Genomic DNA, 24,284 nt, shown 5'->3' with positions numbered 1-24,284 from the left:
TCGTCTTCGATTGCGGACGTCCTGCCACGTGATAGATTTGCCTTACTCTGCCTGGCACTTCCGTCACTTTCGGATTGACATGGCTGCTTTTTCTCCAGGACGTAGCAGGGATTTGCAGTCAAATGGGTCTCGGAGATTGGGATCATAGTGATCGTTCACTGTGATACAGGTCAGATTTGTCCATCCACCGAAACTGGTTTCGACTAAGGCGTCCCCAATTCGCAGCGGTTTGATCAATCCCTTTGTCGCATCCATCGAAATGACAGGAGCGGAATTATTTGCATTCCTTACGTGGAAAGATGCAAAGGATGGATCGATCGTGACTTCTTCCTTCAGGTTCTTATAGATGGCACGTACGGTCAGGCTGCGAACTGGCTCCTTCGGATCCAGAAAGGTCCTTATCCACGGAAAATCGCTAACAATGAGTTTCTCAGGGGATTGATCTGATGGTCGGATGTTCAACGTTATTTCTGACGTCGTTGTTCCGCCGTCAGGGAATATCGCATTAATTCGCAATACGATATGTCCGAGCAATCGTGGAACGATCTTGATGGTGGCACTTCCATCCGGATGATAAGAGATGGGTATCGTTACCGCTCCCCCTTCAGGAAAATGAGGCCGTTGACGTGACGCAACATCATCCGGCTGGTATTGAATCTGTTGGGTTTCCACCGCAGTCAGTCCTGGAGCATGGGGCCGGAGCGTAATTTCACTCTCCTCAGCAAGTTTGAAGTCATGCGATGGCGCGGCCATGTCAAGGCGCCCTGGAGCTGAAAAAAGAGGAGGTTTTTTTGATGGAGCGGCCTGACTCGGAAGTGCTATGCCCCGTGCTTGCTGGATCTGCGACTGTACTGGAGCCATATGAGAAACACAGAGGGCATCGCCACCGCTTGTTAGTAACGCGAATAGCACCGCAGCATTTATGGCATTTGAATCCAACATGTATCATCCTCCGGAGTCGAGGGCACTAATGATATCGCTTCGGCTCCCCGCCAAAGGAAAACAGCGGTCACTTTCGGATTGACCTGCCTATCTGTTCACCTGGACGGAGTAAGGATTTGCAGTCAAATGTGTTTCGGGGATTAGGATCAAAGTGATCTCTCACCACGATGCAAGTTAGATTTGTCCATCCACCGAAGATCGTTTCAACCAAAGCATCTCCCTCACGGAGCGGCTTGATCGCCCCTGTCGCCTTGTCCATCGATATGACCGGCAACGAATTCGCAGTTCTTACTTCAAAGGACGCAAAGGTTGGATCGATTTCTACGTCGTCCTCGACGTTCTTATAAAAGGCATTTATGGTTAGTCCACGAGCTGGCTTCTTGGGGTCCAAAAATACAGTTACCCATCGTGCCTGGCTCGATGGAGCTCCCCACGCTCCAACAACCAGCCTCTCAGGGATCTCCCCTGATGGCTGGACGTTCAAAACCATCTCTGAATTTGTGAAACCGCCATCGGCGAATTGTGCGTGGATCTGAAGTACAACTTGCCCAAGCGCCCGGGGAGTCACCATGATCGAAGCACGCCCATTTTGTTGATGAAGAACAGGAACCGATGCGGATCCTCCTTTTAGAAAGCGAGGGCGTGTCCGCGTCACCATGTCATCGGGGTCGTATTTCACCTGCTCAATTATGACCGCCGTCAATCCAGGCGCATGCGTTTGAAGCAAAACTTTGTTCTCTTCAGCCAGCCTGATGCTATGCGATGGTGTAAGTATGTCGACACGACCAGGAGCGAAAAACGGGAGAGGTTTCTTTGATGGAGCAGCCTGATTCGCAGGCGCTAAAACTCGCGCTTGCCGAATCTGCGGCTGCACCGGATCTACTGGAAGGGGCTTGACGCAATACGGCTCGCTACTGCTTGTTAGCAGTGCGCATAGCACCGCAGCATTTATGACATTCGAATCCAACACGTATCATCCTCCGGAGTAGAGGGCACTAATAATATCGCTTCGGACTTCCCCCAACGAAAACAGCGATCACTTTCGAATTGACATGCCTACTGTTTCTCCAGGACGAAGCATCAATTTGCAGCCTTCGTTCCGGAAACTAGACTCCCTGTTCTCTTTCACGATTACGCAGGTCAGGTTTGTCCATCCACCAAAACTGGTTTCGACCAATGCCTCTCCAGCGCCTAGTGGCTTGATCATTCCCCTCGCGGGATCTATAGCGATTGCAGGGGAGGCGTTATTTTCGGACCTCACGTGAAAGGACGCGAACGCAGGATTGATTGTGACTTCCTCTTTCACATTTTTATAAATGGCAGATATGGGGAGAAAGCGAACGGGCTCCTTAGGACCTAGAAATGTTCTTACCCACGGAGAATCGCCGACGGTGAGTTTCTCAGGTGATCGGTTTGGTGGTTCTACGTTCAACATGATCTCTGAATTCGTTACCCCACCATCCGGGAACCTCGCAACGATCCGAAGTGCAAGCCGTCCAAGCAATCGTGGTGTTACTTTGATCGAGGCACTTCCGTCCGGATGATACAAAAGAGGCACCTTTGCCCATCCCCCTTCAGGACGGAAAGGCAGCGTTACCGACGAGTTGCGTTCCGTTACGTATCGTAACTGCTCCGTCTCCACTTCCGTCAGGCCGGCCACGCGGGGCCGAAACGTAATCTCATTTTCCTCAGCGAGTTTGAGGTTATGCGCTGGCGCGGCTACATCCAGACGACCGGGAGCTGAAAAGGGGATAGGGCGCTTGGGAGTCGCGACCTGGCTGGCGAGTGCCTGGCTCTGTACTTGTTGCTGTTGAATCTGCGGCTGCATGGGATTTTCTGGAAGGGGCTTGACGCAATTGGGTTCGCTGCCGCTTGTTAGTAATGCGTACAGCACTGCAGCATTGATGACACTTGAATTCAACACGTTATCATCTCCCCTCAATCCCCATCTTCTGCCGGGAAACTTCCGTCACTTTCGGATTGACCGTCCAATTTCTTCACCAGGACGAAGCAACGATTTACAGCCTTGGTTTCGGAAATTAGAGTCATTGTGATCTTTGACGATTACGCAGGTCAGGCTTGTCCACCCACCAAAACTCGTTTCGACCAATGCTTCTCCAACATGTAGCGGCTTAATCGCGCCTTTTGTACCATCGATATCAATCGCCGGCCTGGCATTATTTTCAGGTCTCACATGAAAGGATGCGAAGGACGGGTCGATGTTGAACTCTCCTTTTACATCCTTATAGGAAGCGCTTATGGCGAGTCCGCGAGTAAGTTCCTTTGGATCAAGGTAGGTGAACTCCCAACTAGCCTCTCTAGTTGGGTCGAACCAACTTCCAACAACGATCTTCTCTGGGGATTGTTCTGTTAGGCGGACATCGAACGCGATTTCTGATTCTGTTTCACCGCCATCCGGAAATCTCGCGGTGATCCGAAGTGCGAGCCGCCCAAGCGATCGTGGGATCACCCTGATCGACGCGCTTCCGTCTGAGTGGTACAAGAGGGGCAGTATTGCCCATCCCTCTTTGGGAAAGACGGCCCGTGGCTGGGATGCCATGCGGTCCGGTATGTATTGAACCTGCAGGGTCTCCACCTCCGTCAAACCCGCCACACGGGGGCGGAGTGTAATCTCATTTTCCTCGGCAAGTCTAAGGCTATGCTGAGGCGCGATCACGTCAAGACGGCCTGGAGCTGAAAAAGGAAGAGGGCGCTTGGCACTCGCGGCCTGACTGGCGATGTTCGAACTTGACGAATCTGGCGCGATAGCCATGGCATTTAGCGTCTCGGTCGTGGCTACTGTGATCGGTCCGGTGTACCGGTTCGACGCGCTTGTCGGTGATGTGCCGTCAGTCGTGTAGTAAATCGTAGTGCCGGCTGTTACGTCACTAATGCTTACGAGTTGCAACGTGGTATAGATTCCCGGCGCGGGAGAGAACGTGGGTATCGCTATGGATTGAGCTCTGGCCGCAAAAGTAGCCCAAAAAACGGCTATGAGCGAGAGAACAACATAGACCACTCTCTTCCCCAGATATTTGAATCTAACCAGCAAGGGCCCGGTAACACACAAAAATGCAGGCATATCCCACCTCAACACTGTGTACCAGCACACCGGAAAATCATCGAAATCCAGAAAGGACTGTGGCTCGAATTAGGCGACCGTCTATTTGGGTTCGTTGAGTGCGGGAGGCAGTCTCACATGGCTCAATGCCCTTGTCAATAACTTATTTATAGATTGATTTGGAACACCCGCCTTGTGAAGAGAGTTCTTGTCCTCAAGAGATCAAGCAATGAAGATATATATTGATGCTCGCCATGATAGACCTCCCAAATGTGGTGATCCTCATCATTCGATGGCAATACAAGAGCAGAGCAGCGCTATGCGCGACGGTTTTTTTGTTTGTCATTTCGTAGCGACCGAAGGGAGCGGAGAAATCTGCTTCTCCACCCATACTTTCGTGAATCCAAGACGAGAAAAGCAATCTTGCTTCGCGAGATCTCCCACCCAGTTCATTGGCAGCTCATCGAGCCCTCCAGCAACTGTCTTCCCCGCAGTACACTGCGAAGTAGCAAGGAACCATCCCATCAGGACGGCTTTTACCGATGAACGCGCTTATGCCGCTACGCGCGATCCATCTTTTTCACTAACCGGAAGAGTGTCGGTAGAGAAGCAGATTTCTCCGCTATCTTTTACCCCAGCCAGCAGAGCTGGCCGGGGACCCCGATAGCTGCGAAATGACAAACAAAAAACAAACCCTGCTCTAGTGTCCTGAGTCATTAGTTCATGCCATAAATCATGAAGTGCTTTTGCTATCCGAGCGTTGAAAAAACAGGTCCTTCACTACGTTCAGGATGACAACATTTTGCTATGGACTCCCAAATCCAAAGATGAGCAGGCAACAGCACTCATCGAAAAGGCGAGAACATCATAGCGCCAATCTGCTGAGATGGTCTGGTTTGAATTGCTCGAATGCACGAACCGGCGAGTTGCCTGCAAAGGCGCGAAAGTCGCGGATCATGTGCATCTGGTCGTGATAGTCGGTGGCGTGTGCGACCTCCGTCCACGAGAGCTTATCTTCAACCTTCAAACGTAGCGCTCGTTGAAAGCGGGCGATCCTCATCATCGTTTGCGGGGGCATCCCGGCGTACTGGAGAGAGATCCGTTCCAACTGTCGTGGACTGATACCGGCCTGCCGGGCAAGGTCGGAGACTGCGACCTGCCGGCCAGGAGCAATCAGCCGCTCGAGCGCCATGCCGACGGAACCGAGCGGTCGAACCTGCGTCAATCTATTCAGAAAGAAGATATCGAGAAGCTGCGTGCGCTCCTGAAAGTTGGCTGTATTTCCCAGGCGTTCGTTTAATGCTGATATGGATGGCCCAATCAGGCCCTGTCCTTCCGTGCCCTCATCCGCCAGGGGAGAGACAGGCACTCCAAAGAGGGCATGGAAGCCAAGCGGTTGAAAGAGGACAGCCAACGCTTCCACATGACCGCGAATGAGGATTCGGGCTCTGCGCCAGGTGATCGGGCCAATGAGGGTGATGGGAGCTGAAGGATTCGGTTTGTCGATTCCGTAGATCGGAACTTCATAGGGATCGGCGAACTGAAACTCAAGTACCGCCCCCAGCCGAGCCACCACCGGTTCGACCAGCTCGGTTCCTTTCAGGTGCGACTCGCGCTGCACGTAGGAACGGATGAACGGTCGAAGCCGGCGGTCGGGAGGCGCATTGTGAACGGTCAGCATCCTGCTCTCCGTGGATCGAGTCTACTTTTCGGGCTAGGACTGCTTCTTCTGATCGGGGCTGGAGTATGGAAGATCCATCTTCTCTACGTTATGGCCGTCAATCTGAGTCGTCTTCCAGTCGGCTCCGCGCTTTACCAGAGTGTAGGTCAGAATCATCTCATTGAACTGCCCGGGAACTGTTTTTCCGTTTGCCCCCAGCACCGGGGCGCCCCAGCTCGACTGAACGATAGCCACGCCGGGAGCTATCTCACGCAATGCAACGATCTTCATGGGAGGAAACACTGTGTCGCCGAACGGTCCCTGCGGCCCGAGCAGAAACGACAGCGCTTCCTCCGCGCTGGCGCGTCCCCGGATCAGGGTGCCGTATCGATTGATAGTCATGGCATCCTCTGTGTGCAGCGACGCAAGAGCACGAGCATCATGACGGTTCCAGGCGGTGACCCAGCTTTTAAGAAAGGCTTCAGCGCCTTCCTGTACACCGGGTGAGAGGGCAAGAAGAGGATTGACGTGCATGGCCGTCGCGGCAGCAGCGGCGGAGAGAAAGGTACGGCGGTTGAGAGTTTTGTCTGTCATAGGAGAGACAGTAACCACCGTACTCGCCCGGCAATAGTACGGATGCGACATCGCGCATCGGAATTTTTGAAACACCGGACACCCCTGCAGGTTCAGCTGGGGCCCGGCGAGTCGATCCGTCACAACATTGAAGGATCGATTCACCCGAAGTGTCCGAATCGGAGAGCGTACGCATATCAAGAGCCTGAGAAATCACGACCTCGGAGCTTACTTCTCAGGAGGAGTACTTTTGTTGAGCAATCCATAGACATCTAACCGGCCGCGTGCACCGATAAATACGTGGCCATCCGCAACCGTAGGTATTGAGAAGCGAACGGTCATATCGGCACGGTCGCGCTTACTATTTTGTTCGCTGTTGTAGAGCTCATGCGAAATATCGTTCGCATCATATGCATGCAGGACCGCTGGCCGGTCCATGTGTGCTTCGTTCCACTCCTTTGTGGAAACGACCCATAAAATTGCATCCTTCGTTCCATCAGCCGAGACGGTAGGTGTTGCTGCCAGGAACGGCATTTTGGCTGTCACGCCCTTCAGAAGGAGATGGCCTCCCTGGAGCGCGAAGTCGTGGGTTACATAGCTTCGATCTGTAAAAAAGATATGGCCGTTCCAATATGCCGCAGCTCCATACGCGCCTTTTACGTTGACTGTCTGCACAACGTCGGTATCAGACCCCTCGTGAAACTTTCCGAGCTTGTCACGATCGAGCATGTAGAGTTTGCCCTCCTTCCCGGCGATTACGAGCAGATGCGGATGAGCTCCCATTTGCACCGGAAGTAAGACAGGCCCCTGGCTTCCAAGGTCCTGATCTTTGGAATCCAGAATCCTCTCATTGAAGGGTGTGAAGTAGTCCCGCACCACAAGGTTCGGACCCTCCAGACGCAGCTTCAATAGACTATCGGCGAAATTCCGGCCATTCGCCTTCGCCGCGTTGAAGTCACCATTGCCAGTGGCAACATAGATGTTGCCTTCTTCATCCGCCGCGGGACCCGCATGGGACTGCCAGATTCCAGCCTTCGCACCATCCGGAGATGTATTCAGCACGGCGCGCTGTCGCAGCGTGCGGACATCGTATGCCATCATCCAGCCGTGATAAGGGCCGACGTCACAGGATGAAGCCCAGGTTATATATACTTTGCCACCGACGAGCAGCAGCGCGGCACGGGGATTCTCTATGAGGGGATCGAAGCTAACGCTGCCATTCACAGCTCCAACGCCCGAGCCCGGCACTGTCGCCGAGATCACGACCGGGCTGCCCGCGCGTTCCTTTCCGTTGGTGATGTCGAGCGCGTGCAGCTTTTGTACAAATGCGCCATGCTCCTTGGTCCGCGCGAGTACGTACATTGTCTTGCTTCTTGCATCGATGACAGGGGTCGGAGTGATTCCCACCTCGGGGGTGATGAACGGGCAGGATGCATCGCCTTCGCTCAGGGTCGTAATGCCACGTCGAGGGTCAATAAAAGTGGTCTTCCACAAGGGAGCATCTCTCGTACCGTTCACATCGAACGCATACACGCTATCGTGCGCCGTCGCGGCAAAGACCACATCGCGGGTTCCCTTTCCAGGAATCGCAACCGCGGGCATGTACAGAGGCTGGGCATAGACATCCCCATCTACGGTCCGGGAAAATAGTTTCCCGAAATCACGAGAGTTGACATTCGATGGTTTCAGAATCGTCTCGTGAAGGTTTGCGCTGGTTCGGGAATTATCGTACTGGGCAGTCAGAACCTGCGCGTTAGCTGCCGATTGAAAACCAACCAGCATGAACAAGGAAAGGATCAAACGACGCTCCATCATAAGCACCTTTCTCCGGATCGAGGCTCGTCAGCTATTTACCTTCCATCACGGCCCCGGTTGAGCTTCCTCTTTGGCCCGGCATCTGAATAGAGCGAACCTTTGAGAAGGGCCCACGATCACCTGGAAAGTGTACCCTATATAGCATTCTACTTTGCAATTATTTGCTTCGTCACGCACACTAACTGGTCTTCCCCTCCGGACCTTCCATGTCAATTTCATTCCGCTATTGGATAGATGCACCGAGTTGCAGGTTTTTTGTTCTATGGAGTTGCCGTCCCATTCCATCCTCCGCCCAGGGTCTTGATCAGCACGACTGAGGCGACCATGCGTTCTCCGGCGATCTGGGCGGCGCTACGCTCGTTCGCCAGCACCGTCTGCTCCGCGACGACGACATCGAGATAACTTACAAGGCCGCTCTTGTATCTTGCTGTTGCAATGGCCTGTGCCTGCTGTGCTTCCTGCACCGCCCTGCCTTGTGCGTCGGCCTCCTGTTCCAGGAAATGAAGCGCGGATAGCTGGTCTTCGGTCTCGCGGTAGGCGCCAAGGACGGTCTTCTCGTACTGCGCCAATGACTGTCTGTACACAGCCTGCGCCTGTTCCACACCGGCCTTCAGTCTGCCGCCGGTAAAGAGAGGCGCGGCCACAGAAGTTCCAAGGGAGGCGATACTGTTCTGCCAGTTGAGCAGATGGGCTGCATTGCTGCTCTCATATCCAGCCAGGCCCGTAAGCGACAGTTGCGGAAAGTAGGCAGCCTTTGCAACGCCGATCTGTGCTGTGGCAGCAGCGACGGAGCGATCGGCCTCCACGATGTCAGGGCGTCGCTCGAGCAGGTTGGCCGGGAGGCCGATGGGGATCTGTGGAGGAAGGGACTGCAGCGGCGCAGCAGGTAAGGAGAAGCTTTCCACCGTGCGTCCCAGCAGTACCGCCAGGCCATGCTCCATCTGCGCTCGCTGCAACTCGGCGGCATGTTGTTGCGCTGTGGTTTGATCGAGCAGCGTCTGTGCCTGCTTTACCTCCAACTCACTGCTCAAGCCCTTCTGGAATAAGCTCGTCGTCAGGTCCAGGCTCTGACGGAGTGTATCGATGGTGTTGCTAAGAATCTGCAGCTCCTGGTCTGTCTGCCGGAGGTTGTAGTACGTCACCGCAACATCGGACTCGACAGAAAGCGTTACAAAGCGAAGGTCCGCGTGCGACGCTTCCTGTGTTGCCCGGGCAGATTCGATCGAACGCCGGATGCGTCCCCAGGCATCGAACTCATAGCTGGCCGCCAGAGATAGCTGCGTATCGTTATACGTGGCTGCATGTCCTGCCGTATTGCCGTTGTTGGGACGGTTCTGCGCTTCACGTGCGCGAAGCCCGGATGCGCCGATGCCAATGGTCGGATACAACTGCGAGCGCACGCCCTGGGTAAAGGCGGATGCCTGATCGACATGAGCGACAGCGATTTTGATATCGCGATTCGCCTGATCGGCCTGGGTCTCCAGGTCGCTAAGTACAGGGTCGTTGAAGACCTTCCACCAATTGGTATATGCAATAGGGCTTTGGGAATTGTCGGCGGACGCGGTTGCACCGGCGAACGTTGGCGGTACCGGGACGACAGGCTTCTTATAGTTCGGGCCAACCATGCAACCCGCTAACACTACGGTGAAGGCGCTGGCGAGACCGGCTGAAGTGAAACGCTGCTTGATCTGCATAGTCCCCTCTTAGTTTTGGCCTGCCGTCTGGTTCTGAATGTCTGCGTGCATGCCATCGATCAGGTAGTCCGGCGGACTGGATACGACTGCATCGTTGGCCGAGATGCCGCTTGTGATCTCCACGGAGTCGCCGAAGTCACGTCCCACAGTGATCTTCTTGAGCAGGATGGTGTTCTGCGCGGTCACGGTGGCGACTTGCGGTCCGGTTGCCTGGTAGAGAACAGATCCGGACGGGATGATCAGAGACGAGACCGGTTGCGAGACGCGGAGACGCACCGTGGCATAGGCGCCGGGCATAAGCTCACTCTTCGGGTTCGGTACATCGATCTCTGTAAGCAGCGTATGTGAAGCGGCGTCGATTGCGTGATTGTTACGGGTGACGCTGCCGATCCATTGTCTTTCCGGAATCGCTGTGAGCTCCAGAGTTGCCTTCAGCCCGTCAGTGATCTGCTGGCTGTAAGCTTCTGGCACCGGAACGAAGATGCGGACAGTGTCGATCTTCGAGATACGGAAGAGTTCAAAGGCCGCGCCTCCGTTACCGGCATTGACGAGGTCGCCGATATCCGTCCGGCGTTGTGTGATGACGCCATCGAAGGGCGCCACGACACGCTCGAAGCTCTGCATCTGCTGCAACCGGTTCACATTCGCGGCGGCTGCCTGCAGGTTCGCCTTCTGCGCCTCGAGGTTCTGGTTGTTCTGATCCACCTCCTGCTGCGAAACCGCGTTCGTCCGGATCAGTTCCTGGTAGCGTTTCGCCGTGACACTCGCCAGGGTAAGGTTCGCCTGTACCTGGTTTACGGTCGCACGCGCCTGATTCAGCTCCTGGTCGATCTCAGGCGAGTCAATCTCGGCGAGGAGTTGCCCCTGGCGCACATGGGCACCGATGTCGGCGTACCAGTGCGAGACGTAGCCGCTGGTCCGGGCATAGATCGGCGAATCGGAGTAGGCCTGTAAGGTTCCGGGCAGCGTGAGGTCGCTGTTAGGGGCGCCCGCTTTGGCGTGGATGACAGAGACCGGCTCCGATTCCAAGGCGCGTGTGGTTGCTGCGAGGGCTCTCGTCTGTCGCCCTCGCAGGCTGAGTGTCAGAACTCCGGCAATGCAGAGCACCGCTGGAACCAGAAGGAAGAACAGCAGCCGTCTGCCTTTGGAAGAAGGTGAAACTGGAATAGATGGGGTGTGTGCAGTCATGGTTGATCTCCCTATGCATTGCCCGACGTGAGGGCGTAATTTGTGCTGCGCTTATTACGAATCAGCGCGAAGACCGTGGGGACAAAGAACAGCGTTGCAACGGTCGCGAAGAGAAGGCCACCGATTACTGCCCGTCCGAGAGGCGCATTCTGTTCGCCTCCGTCGCCTAAGCCGAGCGCCATCGGAATCATGCCGATGATCATGGCCATCGCCGTCATGATGACCGGCCGCAGACGGGTCGCCCCCGCTTCTATGGCCGCCTTCATAGCATCTTTGTTCTCCTGGAAGTGTTCGTTGGCGAAGGTGATGATCAGTACGCTGTTCGACGTAGCGACTCCGATACTCATGATGGTTCCCATCAGTGCCGGGACGCTGAGCGAGGTATGCGTCAGGAAGAGGAACCAGCAGATACCGGCCAGGGCGCCGGGCAGCGCCGTGATGATGATGACGGCTTCAGTCCATGACTGGAAGTTCACGACCAGCAGCAGATAGACCAGCGCGATGGCGAATGCCAGACCGGCGAAGAGTCCTGTAAAGGATGCCTGCATCGTCGCTACCTGTCCGCGGGTGATGATGCGGCTGCCGCGAACAAGATGATGCGATGCGTCATCCACGATCTTCTGTACATCGTTGGCAACCCCGCCGAGGTCGCGCCCCTGCACGCTGCCATAGATGTCGATGACGCGCTGCACATCGTAGTGGCTCACTACCGCGGGTTCAGAGGTCCGGCTCATCGTGGCCAGGTTCTCGAAGAGCTGCGGCGTGGGCGCGCTGGGTGAGTTGATGGGAATATTTCCGATGGCGTCGATGGAACTGAGTTTGTACTGCGGCGTCTGTACGGCGATGTTGTAGGAGACGCCGTTCTTGGGGTTGAGCCAGAAGTTTGGCGTCGTCTGGAAGCTGGAGCTGAGGGAGACGAGCACGTTCCCGGCGACGTCACGCTCCGTCAGTCCCACCTGCTGAATACGAGTACGGTCAATGTCGTATTGCAGTCGCGGCTGATCGATCTGCTGCTGGATATGAACGTCCACCGCTCCGGGAACCGATCGCATCTTGTTTGCGATTTGAGAGGCAAGAGCGAAATTGCTCTCGAAGTCCTTGCCGGCGATCTGGATATCGATTGGAGCAGGAACACCGAAGTTCAGCGTCTGGCTGACGATATCGGCAGGCTCGAAGAAGAACAATGTTCCTGGAAACCGCTTCGGCAGTTCTTCGCGCAGGTGTGCCACGTACTCTGCCGTCGGATGGTGCTTCTGATTGAGTGAGATCAGCACCTCGGCATCTGCATTTCCAATGGTGCCGCCGTTGCCGTACGAAAGGTTGATGCCGCTGGTCGGCAGACCGATGTTATCCAGAATTCCATCCATCTCCTCTGTGGGGATCTGGGTCCTTACATATCGGTCAACCTCGTCGACCAGACGCGCGGTCTCTTCGATGCGAGTACCGGTTTTTGCCCGGACGTGCAGACGGATCTGTCCGGCATCGACATAGGGGAAAAAGTCGCGCCCCAGCAAGGGAATAAGCAACACACTCCCGAGGCAGAAGGTAACGAAGCACGCCGCGAAGATGATGCGATGTTCCAGGCATTGCGAGAGAAGGTGAGTATAACGATCGCGCAGCCGGTCGAAGGCAGCTTCAAACTGCTGATGGAGCCGGGCGAAGCGGCCAGGCCTGGCGTCTGACGCGGGATGCCGGTGTTCCTCCACCTCTTTGGGGAGCAGGAACATCACCAGCGTGGGAATGATAGTGCGTGAGAAGAAGTAAGAGGCCAATAGTGCAAAGACAACGGCTTCCGCGAGAGGAACGAACAGATAGCGCGCAACGCCAGTGAGGAAGAACATCGGCACGAAGACGATGCAGATGCAGATGGTCGAGACAAAGGCGGGTACGGCTATCTCCTGCGCGGCGTCGAGAATGGCCTGGCGAAGATCTTTCCCCATGGCCACGTTGCGCTGCATGTTTTCGATCTCCACGGTCGCATCGTCGACCAGCACACCGACTGCAAGCGCCAGGCCGCCGAGTGTCATGATGTTGATGCTTTCGCCAAGCGCGCTGAGAATGAGGAGCGAGGTAAGGATCGAGAGCGGAATTGAGATGCAGATAATCAGCGTGCTGCGCCAGCTCCCAAGAAAGGCCAGGATCATGATCGAGGTGAGGCAGGCAGCGATCATGCCTTCGCGTAAAACTCCGTTCAGCGACGCTCTGACGAAGACGGACTGATCGGCGAGCGGACGCATCACCAACTCCGGTGGAAGCGTTGACGCGATACGAGGTAATACCGATCGGACACCGGCGACGATGGCAAGGGTCGAGGCGCTGCCCGCCTTTTCAATCGTAAGCAGGGCGCCACGCTGGCCGTCCTGGCGAACGATGTTCTGTTGCACTGCAAACCCGTCGCGGACGTTGGCGACATCGCGCATGAAGATGGATCCGCCATTGATGGTCTTTACTGGAAGCGCATTGAGCTGGTCGACCGTGACCGGTGTGCCGTTCAGGCCCACAGTGTATTCAGTTTTGCCTATCTTGGCTGAGCCCGAGGGCAGAATCACATTCTGTGCATTGATGGCGTTGACCACATCGACCGGAGAGAGCCCCTTGGAGGTGAGCTGCGCCGAATCGATGTCCACCATGATCTGGCGAACCTTGCCGCCGAACGGCAGGGGAACCGCGGCGCCGGGAACGGTGGCAAGCTGTGGACGGATGAAGTTCGCCCCAAAATCATTCAATTGTTGTTCTGAAAGCCCTTTTCCGCTCAGGCCGAGTTGCAGAATAGGCACCGTGGAGGCGCTGTACTGAATCACGAGTGGCGGGGTGATGCCGGAGGGAAGCTGCTTCAGCGTAGCCTGTGCCTCGGCCGTGACCTGCGCAATCGCTCCATCCACATTCGCCTGCGGCTGCAGGAAGACCTTGATAACAGAGACTCCGTTGAGCGATTGCGACTCGATGTGATCGATGTTGCCCACCGTCGTGGTTAGAGCGCGCTCGTAGATGGAAGTGATGCGCGATTCCATCTCGGCAGGCACCAGGCCGTTATAGGTCCAGATAATGCTTACGACCGGAATATTGATCGAAGGGAAGATATCGACCGGTGTCCGCATCAGCATTACCGGACTGATAAGGAAGAGTAGAAGTGCGAGAACGACAAAGGTGTACGGGCGCGAAAGCGCCAGCCTAACAATCCACATCGAAAGCCTCCTGTGTGCGGTTCCACCTCAGGGCCAGTGTTATAAGGCGGAGAAGTTCTTCACCATCAAATGGTTTGTAGAGCAGGGCAAAAGCTCCATGTTGCCGGGCGTGACGGTACACGGCATCATCCTGATGAGCCGTGAGGAAGATAACGGCCAGGTCCGGCAGCTTCTCTCCAATCCGCCGCTGCAGCTCGCAGCCGTCCATGCCCGGCATGCGAACATCGGTGACCAGGCAACCGATCTGTTGCGCCTCCTCATAGGAAAGCGCCTCCTCCGCTGAGGAGAAGAGGACATGCTCTAAGCCTGCAGAATGAAAGAGTTGCTCCAGCGATTCGCGCACGCGATAGTCGTCATCGACGACCGCAACGATACGGGATGGTTTTCCTGCGGCCATGCAATCTCCTGCGATCGAGTTTCATCGTAGGAAATCCGGTGGCGGCCAACAATTATCGTTTTGTATTAGATGACGCGGGTTCTATTCCAAGCCTGGCGGCGAGCCGAACGAGGTCTGCGAGGGACTCTGCTTCCATCTTCTTCATAATCTGGCCTCTATGGATGCGAATCGTAATCTCGCTGGTGCCCAGTTCCCATGCGGTCTGCTTATTTAGAAGTCCCGCGATTACGAAGGGAAGTACCTCGCGCTCGCGCGGAGTCAGCAAAGCGTACCGCTTCCGAATGGCATCAAGCTCAGCCAGTCTGGCTCGTGTCGTTTCATCGAGTTGAATGCCGGCATCAATCGCTCGCAGCAACTCATCTTGATCAAAGGGCTTTGAAAGAAATTCGGTTGCGCCTGCCTTCATCGCCTTGACCGTAGAGGGAATATCTCCGTGCGCTGTAAGAAAAACAATGGGAGGCGTATTTTCTCCGGCGATCTCTCGTTGCAGTTCCAGGCCATTCATGCCGGGAAGATCGAGATCGAGGATGAGACATGCGGCCCTGTCCGGACGCTTGAAGTTCAGATAGGACGCGGCTGAGTCAAAGACGGCAACCTCGTAGCCCGCCGATGCGAGCAGCGCATGCAGAGCCTCCCGGACTCTGTAGTCGTCATCGACAACATAGACGATTGGCGCGCTTTTGCTCATCCAACCTGCTCCCGAAAAACCGGAATGGTAAAGCTGAAGACCGTTCCGACAATTGGTCCCGGCGTTCCCCACAGACGACCGTCGTGAGCCTCAATGATCGAGCGGCAGACGGAGAGACCCATCCCCATTCCGTTTTCTTTCGTGGTGAAGAAGGTCTCAAAGACCTTGTCGAAGTTCTGGACGCCGATCCCTTGATCCCGAACCTCCACCAACAGCATGCCATCCTGCTCTCGCGAATGGATCGTCAATGACTTTGGCCGCCTGGTGACATCCCGCATGGATTCGATGCCATTCAATACCAGGTTCATGAGCACCTGCTGCAGTTGAATACGATCGGCAAAGATCAATGGCAGATCTTTCGCGAGCTGTACCTCGACAAGGATTCCGTCTTTCTCCGCACGGCTACGCACCAGCGAGATGACCTCGCTGACGACGGGCCGCAGATCGATAGGGATCTTCTGCAGCGGCGATCTGCGGAAGAGCGTCCGCAGGCCCTTAATGATACCGACGGCGTCTTTACTGTCTCGAACGATGCGTTCGACTGAAGCCTGAGCGTTTACGAAATCCGGAGGATCGGCCTGCAGCCACCGCAAGCTGGCTTGCCCATGTGCCACGACCGCGCTGAGCGGCTGGCTGATTTCATGAACCACTGAGGCGGAGAACTCGGCTATCGTGGCCGTCTGTGTCGCCTGTGCGAGTTTGGTCTGAGTCTGACGAAGCGACTCCTCAGCACGATGCCTCGCCGCAATCAGCTCTGTTGCCAGCACCATGGCCACGATGAATACAAGCAGGCGCAGAAACTCTCCCCGCTGGTGAAACAGACTGAACTGCGGCGTAAGAAAGAAAACATAAAAGAGCGCAGCCCCAAGCACGACCGAAATATATCCGGAACGGCGGCCGCCATAGAGGCTGCTGACCATAACCGCAAGCAGCAGGCAGGAGGAAGGCGCATCCAGCTCCCAGGCAAGCGGCAAAGCGATGACACATGCCACAACTGCGAGCAGGTCAGCTTGCAACGGACTGAGATCCCGGGCTATCGAGAGGCGCTTCACGACGAAATAACCGATCGCTCCTAGAGCATTTTCCCTATAGGTGTAGTGTAGAGCTTCCGCATCTATGGGCGTTTTCCCCGATAAAAATGCCGCTGCACGCAGTTTCCGGAATACCCGGCAACAGGGAAAATGCTCTAAAATCTGCCCATCTCCAGGAGGGGTCACAATGCGGCGTCTCCCGCTTTACTCTAGATCTCTGGTAGCCGGTATCGTTCTTGCCACTGCAGCCTGGACAGCTACTGCACAGATGCCACAGCAGTCGCTGCTGGTGCTTTCGAAACGAGACCACACTCTCTCGATCATTGATCCGACGTCTCTGAAGGTACTGGCCAGCGCTCCGGTAGGCGCCGATCCTCATGAGGTGATTGCCTCTGACGATGGCAGAAGAGCATACGTCTCCATCTATGGCGGAGGCGCCTACCATGTGCTCAATGTGATTGACCTCGTGAGCGGAAAACCGCTCAAGGATATAGACACAGGCGCGCTGAACGGCCCGCACGGGCTGACTTATATAGGCGGCAAGCTCTGGTTTACCGCAGAGGGTGCGAAGGCGATTGCGCGGCTTGATCCTACGACCGAGAAGATCGATTGGATCATGGGCACGGGGCAGGATCGCACGCACATGATCTTTGTCACTCCGGATCAGAAGCAGATTTATACAACCAATGTGTCCTCAGCCACGGTGAGCGCGTTGGAAGAGAAACCGATGGCGTTTCGCCCTCCGCCAATGCCTGCAGGCAATGCTGGAGGGCCACCTCCGGGAGCACCCTCAGGATCGCCTCCAGGAATGGGCCGGCCGCGTACGATGTGGGAACAGACTCTGATTCCCGTCGGTCCGGGAGATGAGGGTTTTGATGTAACTCCCGATGGGCGCGAGTTGTGGACCGCGAACGCGCAGGACGGCACGATCTCGGTGATTGATATAGCTGCAAAGAAGAATGTGGCAACCTTGCAGGCCGACGTGAAGAGCGCAAACCGGCTCAAGTTTACGCTTGACGGCAAGTACGCCTTGATTTCCCTGCTGGGTCGCGGCGATCTGGTAGTCTACGATGTGGCCGCGCGCAAGGAGTTCAAGCGTGTGCCGATCGGTCACGGCGCTGCTGGCATTCTTGTCGAGCCGGGCGGCAAGCGCGCCTTCGTTTCCTGTGGACCAGACAACTATGTGGCCGTCGTCGATCTCACCATGTGGCAGGTGGTGGGGCATATTGACGCTGGAGGTGAGCCCGACGGGCTGGCTTGGGCCAGCCGCCGTTGACGATTATCGCCGTGTCATCCGCTTCTGATGAACAATCAGCTCGGATGACATTTTTTCATCTCGCAGAAATCTGCTTTATGTTTGGGCTAATAGGAAGCAGCGGCAGAGAAGCAGATTTCTCCACTTACGCTTCGAAATGACAAACAAAAAGGCGATTCGCGCGACCGCCCATACACTGGGTGCCCATCATCGTGATTCGATGGGTGGGCATTCGAGCGAGGCTGGCTTCCCTACTTTTTCAGTCCATCACGGTAGGCCATCGCTTCGAGTTCCACACGAATCGCATCAACCACGGGAACAACAGGGCGAGCCTCAAATGCAAAAGCAGGCAGCATCGAACAGAACTTATGCACTTCGAGCGGGTCATCGCATTCCATCAACATATACCCGCCCCAGTCCCCCACACGAAGGACGAACGAATGGATCTTGAAATTGGCTGGCGCCTTCCATGGGCTGAAGACTTCAAGGATTCGCTTTTGTGCATTCTCGTACTCGATGGGCGAGCCCTGCGAGCGTTCGTTCCACGTGATCATATATTGCATACAATCAACCTCTCTTTCACCTGAGTCCAAGGTGCGGGCTTCTTAATGCACATGCTTTTCTTTACGGCGGCAAGGCTATTTGCTCTCGCTGCCGTATACCCAGCATCAGTGGATCTGCTGCGCATTCTCCGTACTGAACACGACATTGTTATCGCCTGCTGCAAGATTTGCGGCGATGTCCCACACAAGCGAACCACCCGAGCTGGGGACGATCGCGAAGAAGAAGTAAGTGCCCGTCTCAGTATGTGCGGAGAGCATCGCCCTGCCTGACGCATCCAGTTTTGTGGCCGTAACGTAGTAGCGGCTCATGCCCTGAACGGCCGACGTGCATCCCTGCGGCGAATGGCACAAAGTTTGAAGCGACTTCATGGCCTCGCCGGGACCGGCATTGGCGGGAACTGCAACTCCGAGTTCGCGGAGTACGCTACCGATGGATTTACGCATCACGAATACTGTTTGTCCCGCAAGCGGGTTGGCTCCTGAGAAGGAGGAATCGAGCAGGACACGAAACGCAGTGCGCTGGTCTGAAGTTCTATCACCAGCCCGATCGGCGGCTTCCACGGAGGCTGCGCTCGAAGCAGGCTGCGCCATCGGTGTTACGGCCGAAGCAGCCGTCGATGAATTGTCCGGCGGCGCCGCCGGAATTGGACCGCTTGAGGCGCGCATCGTGTTCCGTTTGCTTCTGGCAACGAACGTGCCGACATTGCAGCTCTCAGAGTGCGGGGTGAAGTTGACCATGTCGCCGCGGATTGAAGCGACGAGTTTGCCGTTCACACTCGTTGTCCCGGAGCCGCGGAGCGTGTTGTCAGGCGCGACGTTAAGAAGGAAAGCGCCACCACCGTTCTGTACACGAACGACAAAGCCGGCCGGACCATTCTCTACGACGTAAGGCGATTTTGCATGAGCTTTGCCGCAATCGAGGATGACACCATCATTCTGAAACTCGAGCGTCAATCCGGCATTGTCAAGATAACGACCCACCATCCGGAAGCCGGTCACAATCGGCGCGCTCGTGGTCGTTGCGTCGACAAAGCCGATGCCTGTCTTGGGCACAGCAGCCGGCTTCGAAGCGGTGAAGGCCATGGAGCCAAGCGTGCACCGCTCGATCTTCGGAGCGTAGTTTGGAATGGAAGAGCTGGTGCTGCATGGACCATTACAGTAATATCCCTGCGGACCGGCTGGTGCGCCATCCACCATTACAGTTTTCGTGGTCGTAGTGTAGCCGGTGACGATGCGACCTTTGACGAGAACAGATCCAGGACCGGAGATAGAGCCATCGGGTTGCAGGGTGATAACGATGGGATTGGGTTCGTTGGCGAGTACGAGCTGCACCGTGCCGCCCGACTTGCGCAGAGTGTATTCGTGTCCATCAAACACAGTGGTAACGAGCGATCCGCAATCTCGTACGATCGCAACCGGAGCGCCACCCAAATCTGAGCCGAAGTTGATGCTGGCAAGCCCCGATCTGCCCTGATAGTCGCCAACAAAGACAACCCCTGCGGCCGGTGGAGGCTCGTTCGCGTTGGGCTTCTCTGCGAACGGCACCAGAATGCTTGCCATACCCTGAATGGCGCCGACACCCTCGCACGCCTCCAGGCTCGCGCCAAGTTCCAGACAACGCCGCAGTTCCGGATCGTTTACCCTGTTCGCCTCCGCTCGTGCAAACATTCCCGTAGGGTCCAGTACGGGATCACCTGCAATGGAGGAGCGGCCACCGCCCTGATCCTGTTTCATCTGCTGCTGCAGACGTTCCTCGTGTTGCTTGTAGCTCTGCGCGAGAGAGGCCTCAGTTCCTTTATAGGTGTCGGCAGCCTGCTGACCTTGAAGCTGCTTGATCCAGTCCAACGCATTCATGACTTCGTATGTACCTTCCACCTGCTGGAAGCTCTTGACCTCAGCAGGGGTATGGGTCCTGGTGAAATCCTGCGAGAGCTGATAGGCGGCCTGGGCATAGTCGCCCATGAGTTTCTGCTCGCCGGCTGTGAAGGGACCGCCGTAGTGGCGTGCGTATACGATGCGCGTGATATAGGTCTGCAGATAAGTGAAGACGGCGACCCGGCGCGCAACGGTATCGGTAGGATCCGTGCCTTTGAGTTGTGCTTTGACCTTCTCGACGGAAGGCAAAGCAGCAGTGTAATCACTGGACGATTGCGTAGCCTGTGCAAACGCAGACGCCTGCAAAGTGGCAACCACCTCGACGATGCAGAACAGAAGAGATGCAGCGATCCATTTTGTTCTCATGTTTCTGCTCCGGAATCTCGGATCCATCAACAGCGATGAAATCCGTTCTTGTACAGGGCCGTTCCCGGCATCGCCGATCTCGCCCCTGCGCGGTGCACGCATGCGGACATTCATCTGAGAACTTACTTCTGCTTTCGCGGGGGAGGCATGAAATTGGCCGCCGGAAAGCCTCAAGATATTGGGGACAAACCTGTCCGTTGTCAAGTGTGCAAGCAATTGCACACTTTTGGCAGAGGTGAAGGAATGCTGATTCCCAGACGAGCGACCATGTTTTATTTCGTTGAGCAATGAAGGTTCCTGCTCTTATCCGCAATGGATGCAACGCCTGAGAGTATTTGCGAATCCAATTTCCGCGTCGCAAGTTCTCGAATGGATGGACCGCCGATCGCTGTTAATCAGGCAGATGAACACGCGTTCTAGATGCGACCCGTTGCGAACGCCTATTCATAGAAGATGAAGATGCGGCAGATCTTCCCCATTCAATCGTTCAGGTCAACGCAGATCGGATGGCCTGTCTGTGGACTCGCAGGAGGTTGTCCCCCGGGAAACTGAGACGGGTTTCGCTTTCAGCGAGGATTAGGGCATTTTCCCTCTGGCTGAATATGTCGGAAGCGACGTGGGGCGGCGTTTTCATTGCGGAAAACGCCCACCGGATGTGGATGCTCTGGGGCTGCACCTACCGGGAAATGCTCAAGGGTTTGTGCGGCATTTGCCGCACAACTACCAAGTGAATGATCGATTGATCGTCACTCAACGGAGGTACATCATGAACCTGAACGAAAATAGAACTCGGCATCTGCTGGTGTTGCTGGCAATTCTCAGTCTGGCACCGATTAGCTCTCAGGCCTGGAATCAATCAAGAGAGTCACAGAGTCAATCGAAAGAGTCACAAGAGAAAGACCGGAAGATGATGACGATAACCGGTTGCCTCGAGAAGGGCGATGAAGCGGATGAATTCGCCATCACTCAAGATGGGAAGAAATATGGACTGAGGAGCACAACAGTTAAATTGTCCGACCACCTGGGTCACAAGGTAACCGTGATGGGCAGAATGACCAAAGCCGAGAAAGGAGAAAAAGAGGAAGCGGGCGGCGGCGAAACTGCGGACGTACAGGTGACAAGCCTCAAGATGATCAGCACAAGCTGTCAATAATCTTTGTTCAGCACAAAGCGGAGCCGGGAACAGAGCCTTTCTTATCCGTTCCCGGATTCCCGTCGTAACGATGTCTCCATTTCCGCTAGTCGTCGTTGTCGTGATATTTTTTCGCGGCTTTGACGAAGGGGCCTGGCATCAATACCCTCTCGTCACCGGGATAAGGACGATCCCATCCTGTTGTCGCATACCAGGTCACGTGATTGAGGAAGTTCGGATCGACCGAATCTGCCTTGTCGTACTTGCCTTTCATCACCTCAGCAGTGGCCTTCAACCAGGCTTTCTGCATCGGAGTCTCCGAAGCGTCCCGGCCGGCCTTCAAACCGGGTCCCTCGTCCAGAGCAATCACCGCGGGCTGGACATCGTAAGGCGTCAGGTCCGGCGTGTTCTGGAACGCGTCAAACATCGGCGAAGCCACCAGATCGAACTGCGTGAGAGGTTGCGTACCAAGAATATTTTCGATCGTGCGGTTGATGTTCTCAGCCGTGTAGGTCGTGTGAATCGTCTTGCCCTGCCCAGGCTCCTTTGGAGCCGCAGCGTAGGGGCTGATCACATAGACCGGCTGGCGGTGACCATCGACATGGTCGGCGCCGCCCTGCGAGTCGTCCTCTTCGACAAAAATGGCCGACTCGCCCCAAACCTTGCTATGACTGATGGCTTCAACCATGCGGCCGAGAGCCAGATCGTTATCAGCCTGGTAGTTGATGGGATAAGGATGGCCTTGCGAGGTGCCCGCGGTGTGATCATCGGGAAGCCAAAGAATCGTCAGATTGGGAACCTGACCGGCTGCATCCAGCCGCTGGAAATCCTTGATCCAGTAGTCAACGCGGTACTGGTCTGGAATGTCGAGATTGAACGGCGGATAGTGTGGATCCATGATCTTCGCCGCCGAGGGGATCGAGGAAGTTACTTTGACGGCGTCATCCGGAACGATGCAGCTCTCCGCCGGCGCCTTACCTTCTTTGCACAGCGAGGTGTTGTAGAAATCGGTCCAGGTGTAGGCAGAACCATCCGCTTTACGGGCAATGGTAGTGCCGCTGCTCCACTCGCCATACAGCTTCGAAGTAAGTCCCTTCGCTTCCGCCGCTGTCCATAAGAAGCCTTTTGGCGTGTAGGTGAGAGGGTCCTCCGCCCCACCACCTGGATAAGAACGGATCCAATCGGGAGACAGGATGTCATTGGAATAGAACGATCCTGACATCCCGATCCACGGATGGCCGTCCGCGGACTGGCGACTTGGCGCGTAGACGTTGTCGAGCAGCGGGAAGCGTTTCACGAAGGCATGCTGATTCGGCACCGCAGAGGCGAAAACCGCAAGCGCGGGAGCGCCGTTGCCCCATGCGACATCACCCAGGATCTGGTCGTAAGTACGGTTCTCTTTAATGATGAGAAAGACGTGCTTGATCAGTGAAGGCTCCCCGATATGTTTGGGAACCGCCACTGCTACAGCATGAGGATCGATGTATTCTTTTCCGACTTCGATATTCGTCGTCAGATTCCAGTGATTGTTCTCAAAGACCTGCTTGCTGAGCTTCGCCAACTCGCCGGCATTCGGCTCGGGAATCAGATTCACAACACCCATGTCGGCATGGGTGTTGTAATGCGGGATCCCATCGTTCATGTTCGCGATTTCCCGCGCTCCAAGACCCTTGTCGTCTGCCACCACAAGTTGCTTCTGCGCTGCGTCGTACGTGATGGAAGTTGGGAAATAGGCCGTCGGAATATAACCGATGACTGGATGCGCATCACGGGTCTGTAGATTAATGACAGCCAAGGCATTCGCCTGGCCCAGCGTCACATATGCTTTCCCATCGGTGGTTACGGCAACACCATTAGGCCCAGAGCCGAATACGCCGCCCGCGATCGGAACACTGAGATCAATCGTGCGGACGACCTGGTTGGTCTTGAGATCAATCACCGACAAGCTGTCACTATAGGCATTGGCGACGTACAGGTTGGAGCCGAAGATCGTCATGCCGGCCGGATGAAGACCAACGGAGATCGTTTTCTCTTCTTTTCCCTGCGTGAGATTTACGACGGAGACCGTACCGGTGAGCGTGAAGGAATCTTTGCGGTCGACAACGATTGGCGTGCCGTCAGAGTAGTTTGTGAAGTCGGCACTAGTTGCTGGTCGACCACCCTCGTTGCTGACATAGGCGTAGTTCCCCCGAACCACCACGCTATTGGGAACATTGCCGACAGGGATCTGGCCGATAAGCCTGGCGGGAGATGTCGTCAGGTCGATCACGCCGAGCGTGTTCGTAACGTTCAACGCCACATAGGCGTGTTTATTGTCTTCAGAAAAGGCGATGCCGCCAGGATTGATCGACTTCGCGTTGTGATAAGGACGGCCGTCGGCAGGGGGCGCAGGCAGCCCGACTCTCTGCGCGTTGCTCAGCAAGCCTGTCTGCCGATTTACCTTCGCGATGACGACATAATTGTTGTCCTGGCTGAAAAGTAGCTTCGTGCCGTCGGCCGAGTACGTGACACCCGTGAACGACCCCACTGTCAGGTCTTTTTGAGACGCTGCCGCATCCGCCGGAATGAACCGCTGCAGAACTTTCCCGGTTGCGGTGTTGAACACGATGATTGGCTGCGGTGACCCCATAAGCAGCACAGCCGCGCTGTGAGTCGCTCGATTCGGATTGAGCGCAATCGCCTTGGCACGTACAGGCGAGCCGAGTTCAACAATCCTGCCTGCCGGGGTCAACGTCTGGTTGTCCGATGCGACAATCGAGCCATCCTTCTGCAGGCCCACGGTCCGATCCGGACTGCCTGATTGTGACCTTGCCCCGTTTCCCGAACCCGTAACCTTTCCGGCCGTAACCGCCTCATCCT

The 24,284-nt window shown here is 55.8% G+C and carries 18 protein-coding genes and 1 pseudogene; 2 read left to right on the top strand and 17 right to left on the bottom strand.

The window, feature by feature from the left end; genetic code table 11:
- Positions 1-63: 63 nt before the first annotated feature.
- The 14 genes and pseudogenes from OHL21_RS04475 to OHL21_RS04415 form a co-directional block, all read right to left on the bottom strand.
- Positions 64-942, bottom strand: a complete 879-nt coding sequence (locus tag OHL21_RS04475; RefSeq protein ID WP_263416050.1) for a hypothetical protein — start codon at positions 940-942, stop codon at positions 64-66.
- A 67-nt stretch (positions 943-1,009) separates the two neighbouring features.
- Positions 1,010-1,816 carry a hypothetical protein gene (locus OHL21_RS04470; protein ID WP_263416049.1) on the bottom strand — a complete coding sequence of 269 codons (807 nt, stop codon included), beginning with the start codon at positions 1,814-1,816 and terminating at the stop codon, positions 1,010-1,012.
- 162 nt (positions 1,817-1,978) lie between these two features.
- Positions 1,979-2,866: a hypothetical protein gene (locus OHL21_RS04465; protein WP_263416048.1), complete on the bottom strand. Its 888-nt coding sequence runs from the start codon at positions 2,864-2,866 to the stop codon at positions 1,979-1,981.
- Between the two features lie 45 nt (positions 2,867-2,911).
- A complete protein-coding gene (locus OHL21_RS04460) occupies positions 2,912-3,715 on the bottom strand; it encodes a hypothetical protein (protein ID WP_263416047.1) in 804 nt (267 codons plus the stop codon).
- Positions 3,716-3,730: 15 nt separating this feature from the next.
- A pseudogene (locus tag OHL21_RS24450) lies at positions 3,731-4,024 on the bottom strand (chitobiase/beta-hexosaminidase C-terminal domain-containing protein); the annotation flags it as partial.
- 844 nt (positions 4,025-4,868) lie between these two features.
- Positions 4,869-5,684, bottom strand: a complete 816-nt coding sequence (locus tag OHL21_RS04455) for a helix-turn-helix domain-containing protein (protein ID WP_263416046.1) — start codon at positions 5,682-5,684, stop codon at positions 4,869-4,871.
- 33 nt (positions 5,685-5,717) lie between these two features.
- Positions 5,718-6,257: a YybH family protein gene (locus OHL21_RS04450; protein ID WP_263416045.1), complete on the bottom strand. Its 540-nt coding sequence runs from the start codon at positions 6,255-6,257 to the stop codon at positions 5,718-5,720.
- A 207-nt stretch (positions 6,258-6,464) separates the two neighbouring features.
- On the bottom strand, positions 6,465-8,051 hold the full coding sequence (locus OHL21_RS04445; protein WP_263416044.1) for a PQQ-binding-like beta-propeller repeat protein: 1,587 nt from the start codon (positions 8,049-8,051) through the stop codon (positions 6,465-6,467).
- A gap of 260 nt (positions 8,052-8,311) precedes the next feature.
- Positions 8,312-9,745: an efflux transporter outer membrane subunit gene (locus tag OHL21_RS04440; protein WP_263416043.1), complete on the bottom strand. Its 1,434-nt coding sequence runs from the start codon at positions 9,743-9,745 to the stop codon at positions 8,312-8,314.
- 9 nt (positions 9,746-9,754) lie between these two features.
- Positions 9,755-10,933, bottom strand: a complete 1,179-nt coding sequence (locus OHL21_RS04435; protein WP_263416042.1) for an efflux RND transporter periplasmic adaptor subunit — start codon at positions 10,931-10,933, stop codon at positions 9,755-9,757.
- Positions 10,934-10,944: 11 nt separating this feature from the next.
- Positions 10,945-14,118: an efflux RND transporter permease subunit gene (locus OHL21_RS04430; protein WP_263416041.1), complete on the bottom strand. Its 3,174-nt coding sequence runs from the start codon at positions 14,116-14,118 to the stop codon at positions 10,945-10,947.
- Positions 14,105-14,515, bottom strand: coding sequence for a response regulator transcription factor (locus tag OHL21_RS04425; protein WP_263416040.1), 411 nt, complete (start codon positions 14,513-14,515; stop codon positions 14,105-14,107). The genes OHL21_RS04430 and OHL21_RS04425 overlap by 14 nt, the downstream gene beginning before the upstream one ends.
- 52 nt (positions 14,516-14,567) lie before the next feature.
- A complete protein-coding gene (locus tag OHL21_RS04420; RefSeq protein WP_263416039.1) occupies positions 14,568-15,203 on the bottom strand; it encodes a response regulator transcription factor in 636 nt (211 codons plus the stop codon).
- The gene (locus tag OHL21_RS04415; protein ID WP_263416038.1) at positions 15,200-16,255 is read right to left on the bottom strand and encodes a sensor histidine kinase; all 1,056 of its coding nucleotides are present in this window, start codon (positions 16,253-16,255) and stop codon (positions 15,200-15,202) included. The genes OHL21_RS04420 and OHL21_RS04415 overlap by 4 nt, the downstream gene beginning before the upstream one ends.
- A 166-nt stretch (positions 16,256-16,421) precedes the next feature.
- Here OHL21_RS04415 and OHL21_RS04410 point away from each other — a divergent pair, with 166 nt between their 5' ends.
- Positions 16,422-17,510: a YncE family protein gene (locus tag OHL21_RS04410; RefSeq protein ID WP_263416037.1), complete on the top strand. Its 1,089-nt coding sequence runs from the start codon at positions 16,422-16,424 to the stop codon at positions 17,508-17,510.
- 230 nt (positions 17,511-17,740) lie between these two features.
- On the opposite strand, the gene OHL21_RS04405 is transcribed toward OHL21_RS04410, so the two are convergent.
- Positions 17,741-18,082 carry a DUF3303 domain-containing protein gene (locus OHL21_RS04405; protein ID WP_263416036.1) on the bottom strand — a complete coding sequence of 114 codons (342 nt, stop codon included), beginning with the start codon at positions 18,080-18,082 and terminating at the stop codon, positions 17,741-17,743.
- Positions 18,083-18,157: 75 nt separating this feature from the next.
- A complete protein-coding gene (locus tag OHL21_RS04400; protein ID WP_263416035.1) occupies positions 18,158-20,293 on the bottom strand; it encodes a hypothetical protein in 2,136 nt (711 codons plus the stop codon).
- A gap of 766 nt (positions 20,294-21,059) precedes the next feature.
- Between OHL21_RS04400 and OHL21_RS04395 the strand changes: the two genes are divergently transcribed.
- Positions 21,060-21,446 carry a hypothetical protein gene (locus OHL21_RS04395; protein ID WP_263416034.1) on the top strand — a complete coding sequence of 129 codons (387 nt, stop codon included), beginning with the start codon at positions 21,060-21,062 and terminating at the stop codon, positions 21,444-21,446.
- Positions 21,447-21,531: 85 nt separating this feature from the next.
- Here the strand turns inward: OHL21_RS04395 and OHL21_RS04390 are convergent, their stop codons facing one another.
- A complete protein-coding gene (locus tag OHL21_RS04390) occupies positions 21,532-24,204 on the bottom strand; it encodes a bifunctional YncE family protein/alkaline phosphatase family protein (protein WP_263416033.1) in 2,673 nt (890 codons plus the stop codon).
- Positions 24,205-24,284: the final 80 nt, after the last annotated feature.

This window comes from Terriglobus albidus, assembly GCF_025685425.1.
GTDB classification, from domain to species: Bacteria; Acidobacteriota; Terriglobia; order Terriglobales; family Acidobacteriaceae; genus Terriglobus; species Terriglobus albidus.
Note: the sequence above shows the minus strand (reverse complement) of the source record. Positions and strands in the feature narration are given on the sequence as shown.

Coding starts and splice junctions, on each gene's coding strand:
- OHL21_RS04475 (WP_263416050.1), bottom strand. CDS start 942: ATGTTGGATTCAAATGCCATAAATGCTGCGGTGCTATTCGCGTTACTA.
- OHL21_RS04460 (WP_263416047.1), bottom strand. CDS start 3,715: ATGGCTATCGCGCCAGATTCGTCAAGTTCGAACATCGCCAGTCAGGCC.
- OHL21_RS04455 (WP_263416046.1), bottom strand. CDS start 5,684: ATGCTGACCGTTCACAATGCGCCTCCCGACCGCCGGCTTCGACCGTTC.
- OHL21_RS04450 (WP_263416045.1), bottom strand. CDS start 6,257: ATGACAGACAAAACTCTCAACCGCCGTACCTTTCTCTCCGCCGCTGCT.
- OHL21_RS04445 (WP_263416044.1), bottom strand. CDS start 8,051: ATGATGGAGCGTCGTTTGATCCTTTCCTTGTTCATGCTGGTTGGTTTT.
- OHL21_RS04440 (WP_263416043.1), bottom strand. CDS start 9,745: ATGCAGATCAAGCAGCGTTTCACTTCAGCCGGTCTCGCCAGCGCCTTC.
- OHL21_RS04435 (WP_263416042.1), bottom strand. CDS start 10,933: ATGACTGCACACACCCCATCTATTCCAGTTTCACCTTCTTCCAAAGGC.
- OHL21_RS04430 (WP_263416041.1), bottom strand. CDS start 14,118: ATGTGGATTGTTAGGCTGGCGCTTTCGCGCCCGTACACCTTTGTCGTT.
- OHL21_RS04425 (WP_263416040.1), bottom strand. CDS start 14,515: ATGGCCGCAGGAAAACCATCCCGTATCGTTGCGGTCGTCGATGACGAC.
- OHL21_RS04420 (WP_263416039.1), bottom strand. CDS start 15,203: ATGAGCAAAAGCGCGCCAATCGTCTATGTTGTCGATGACGACTACAGA.
- OHL21_RS04410 (WP_263416037.1), top strand. CDS start 16,422: ATGCGGCGTCTCCCGCTTTACTCTAGATCTCTGGTAGCCGGTATCGTT.
- OHL21_RS04400 (WP_263416035.1), bottom strand. CDS start 20,293: ATGAGAACAAAATGGATCGCTGCATCTCTTCTGTTCTGCATCGTCGAG.
- OHL21_RS04395 (WP_263416034.1), top strand. CDS start 21,060: ATGAACCTGAACGAAAATAGAACTCGGCATCTGCTGGTGTTGCTGGCA.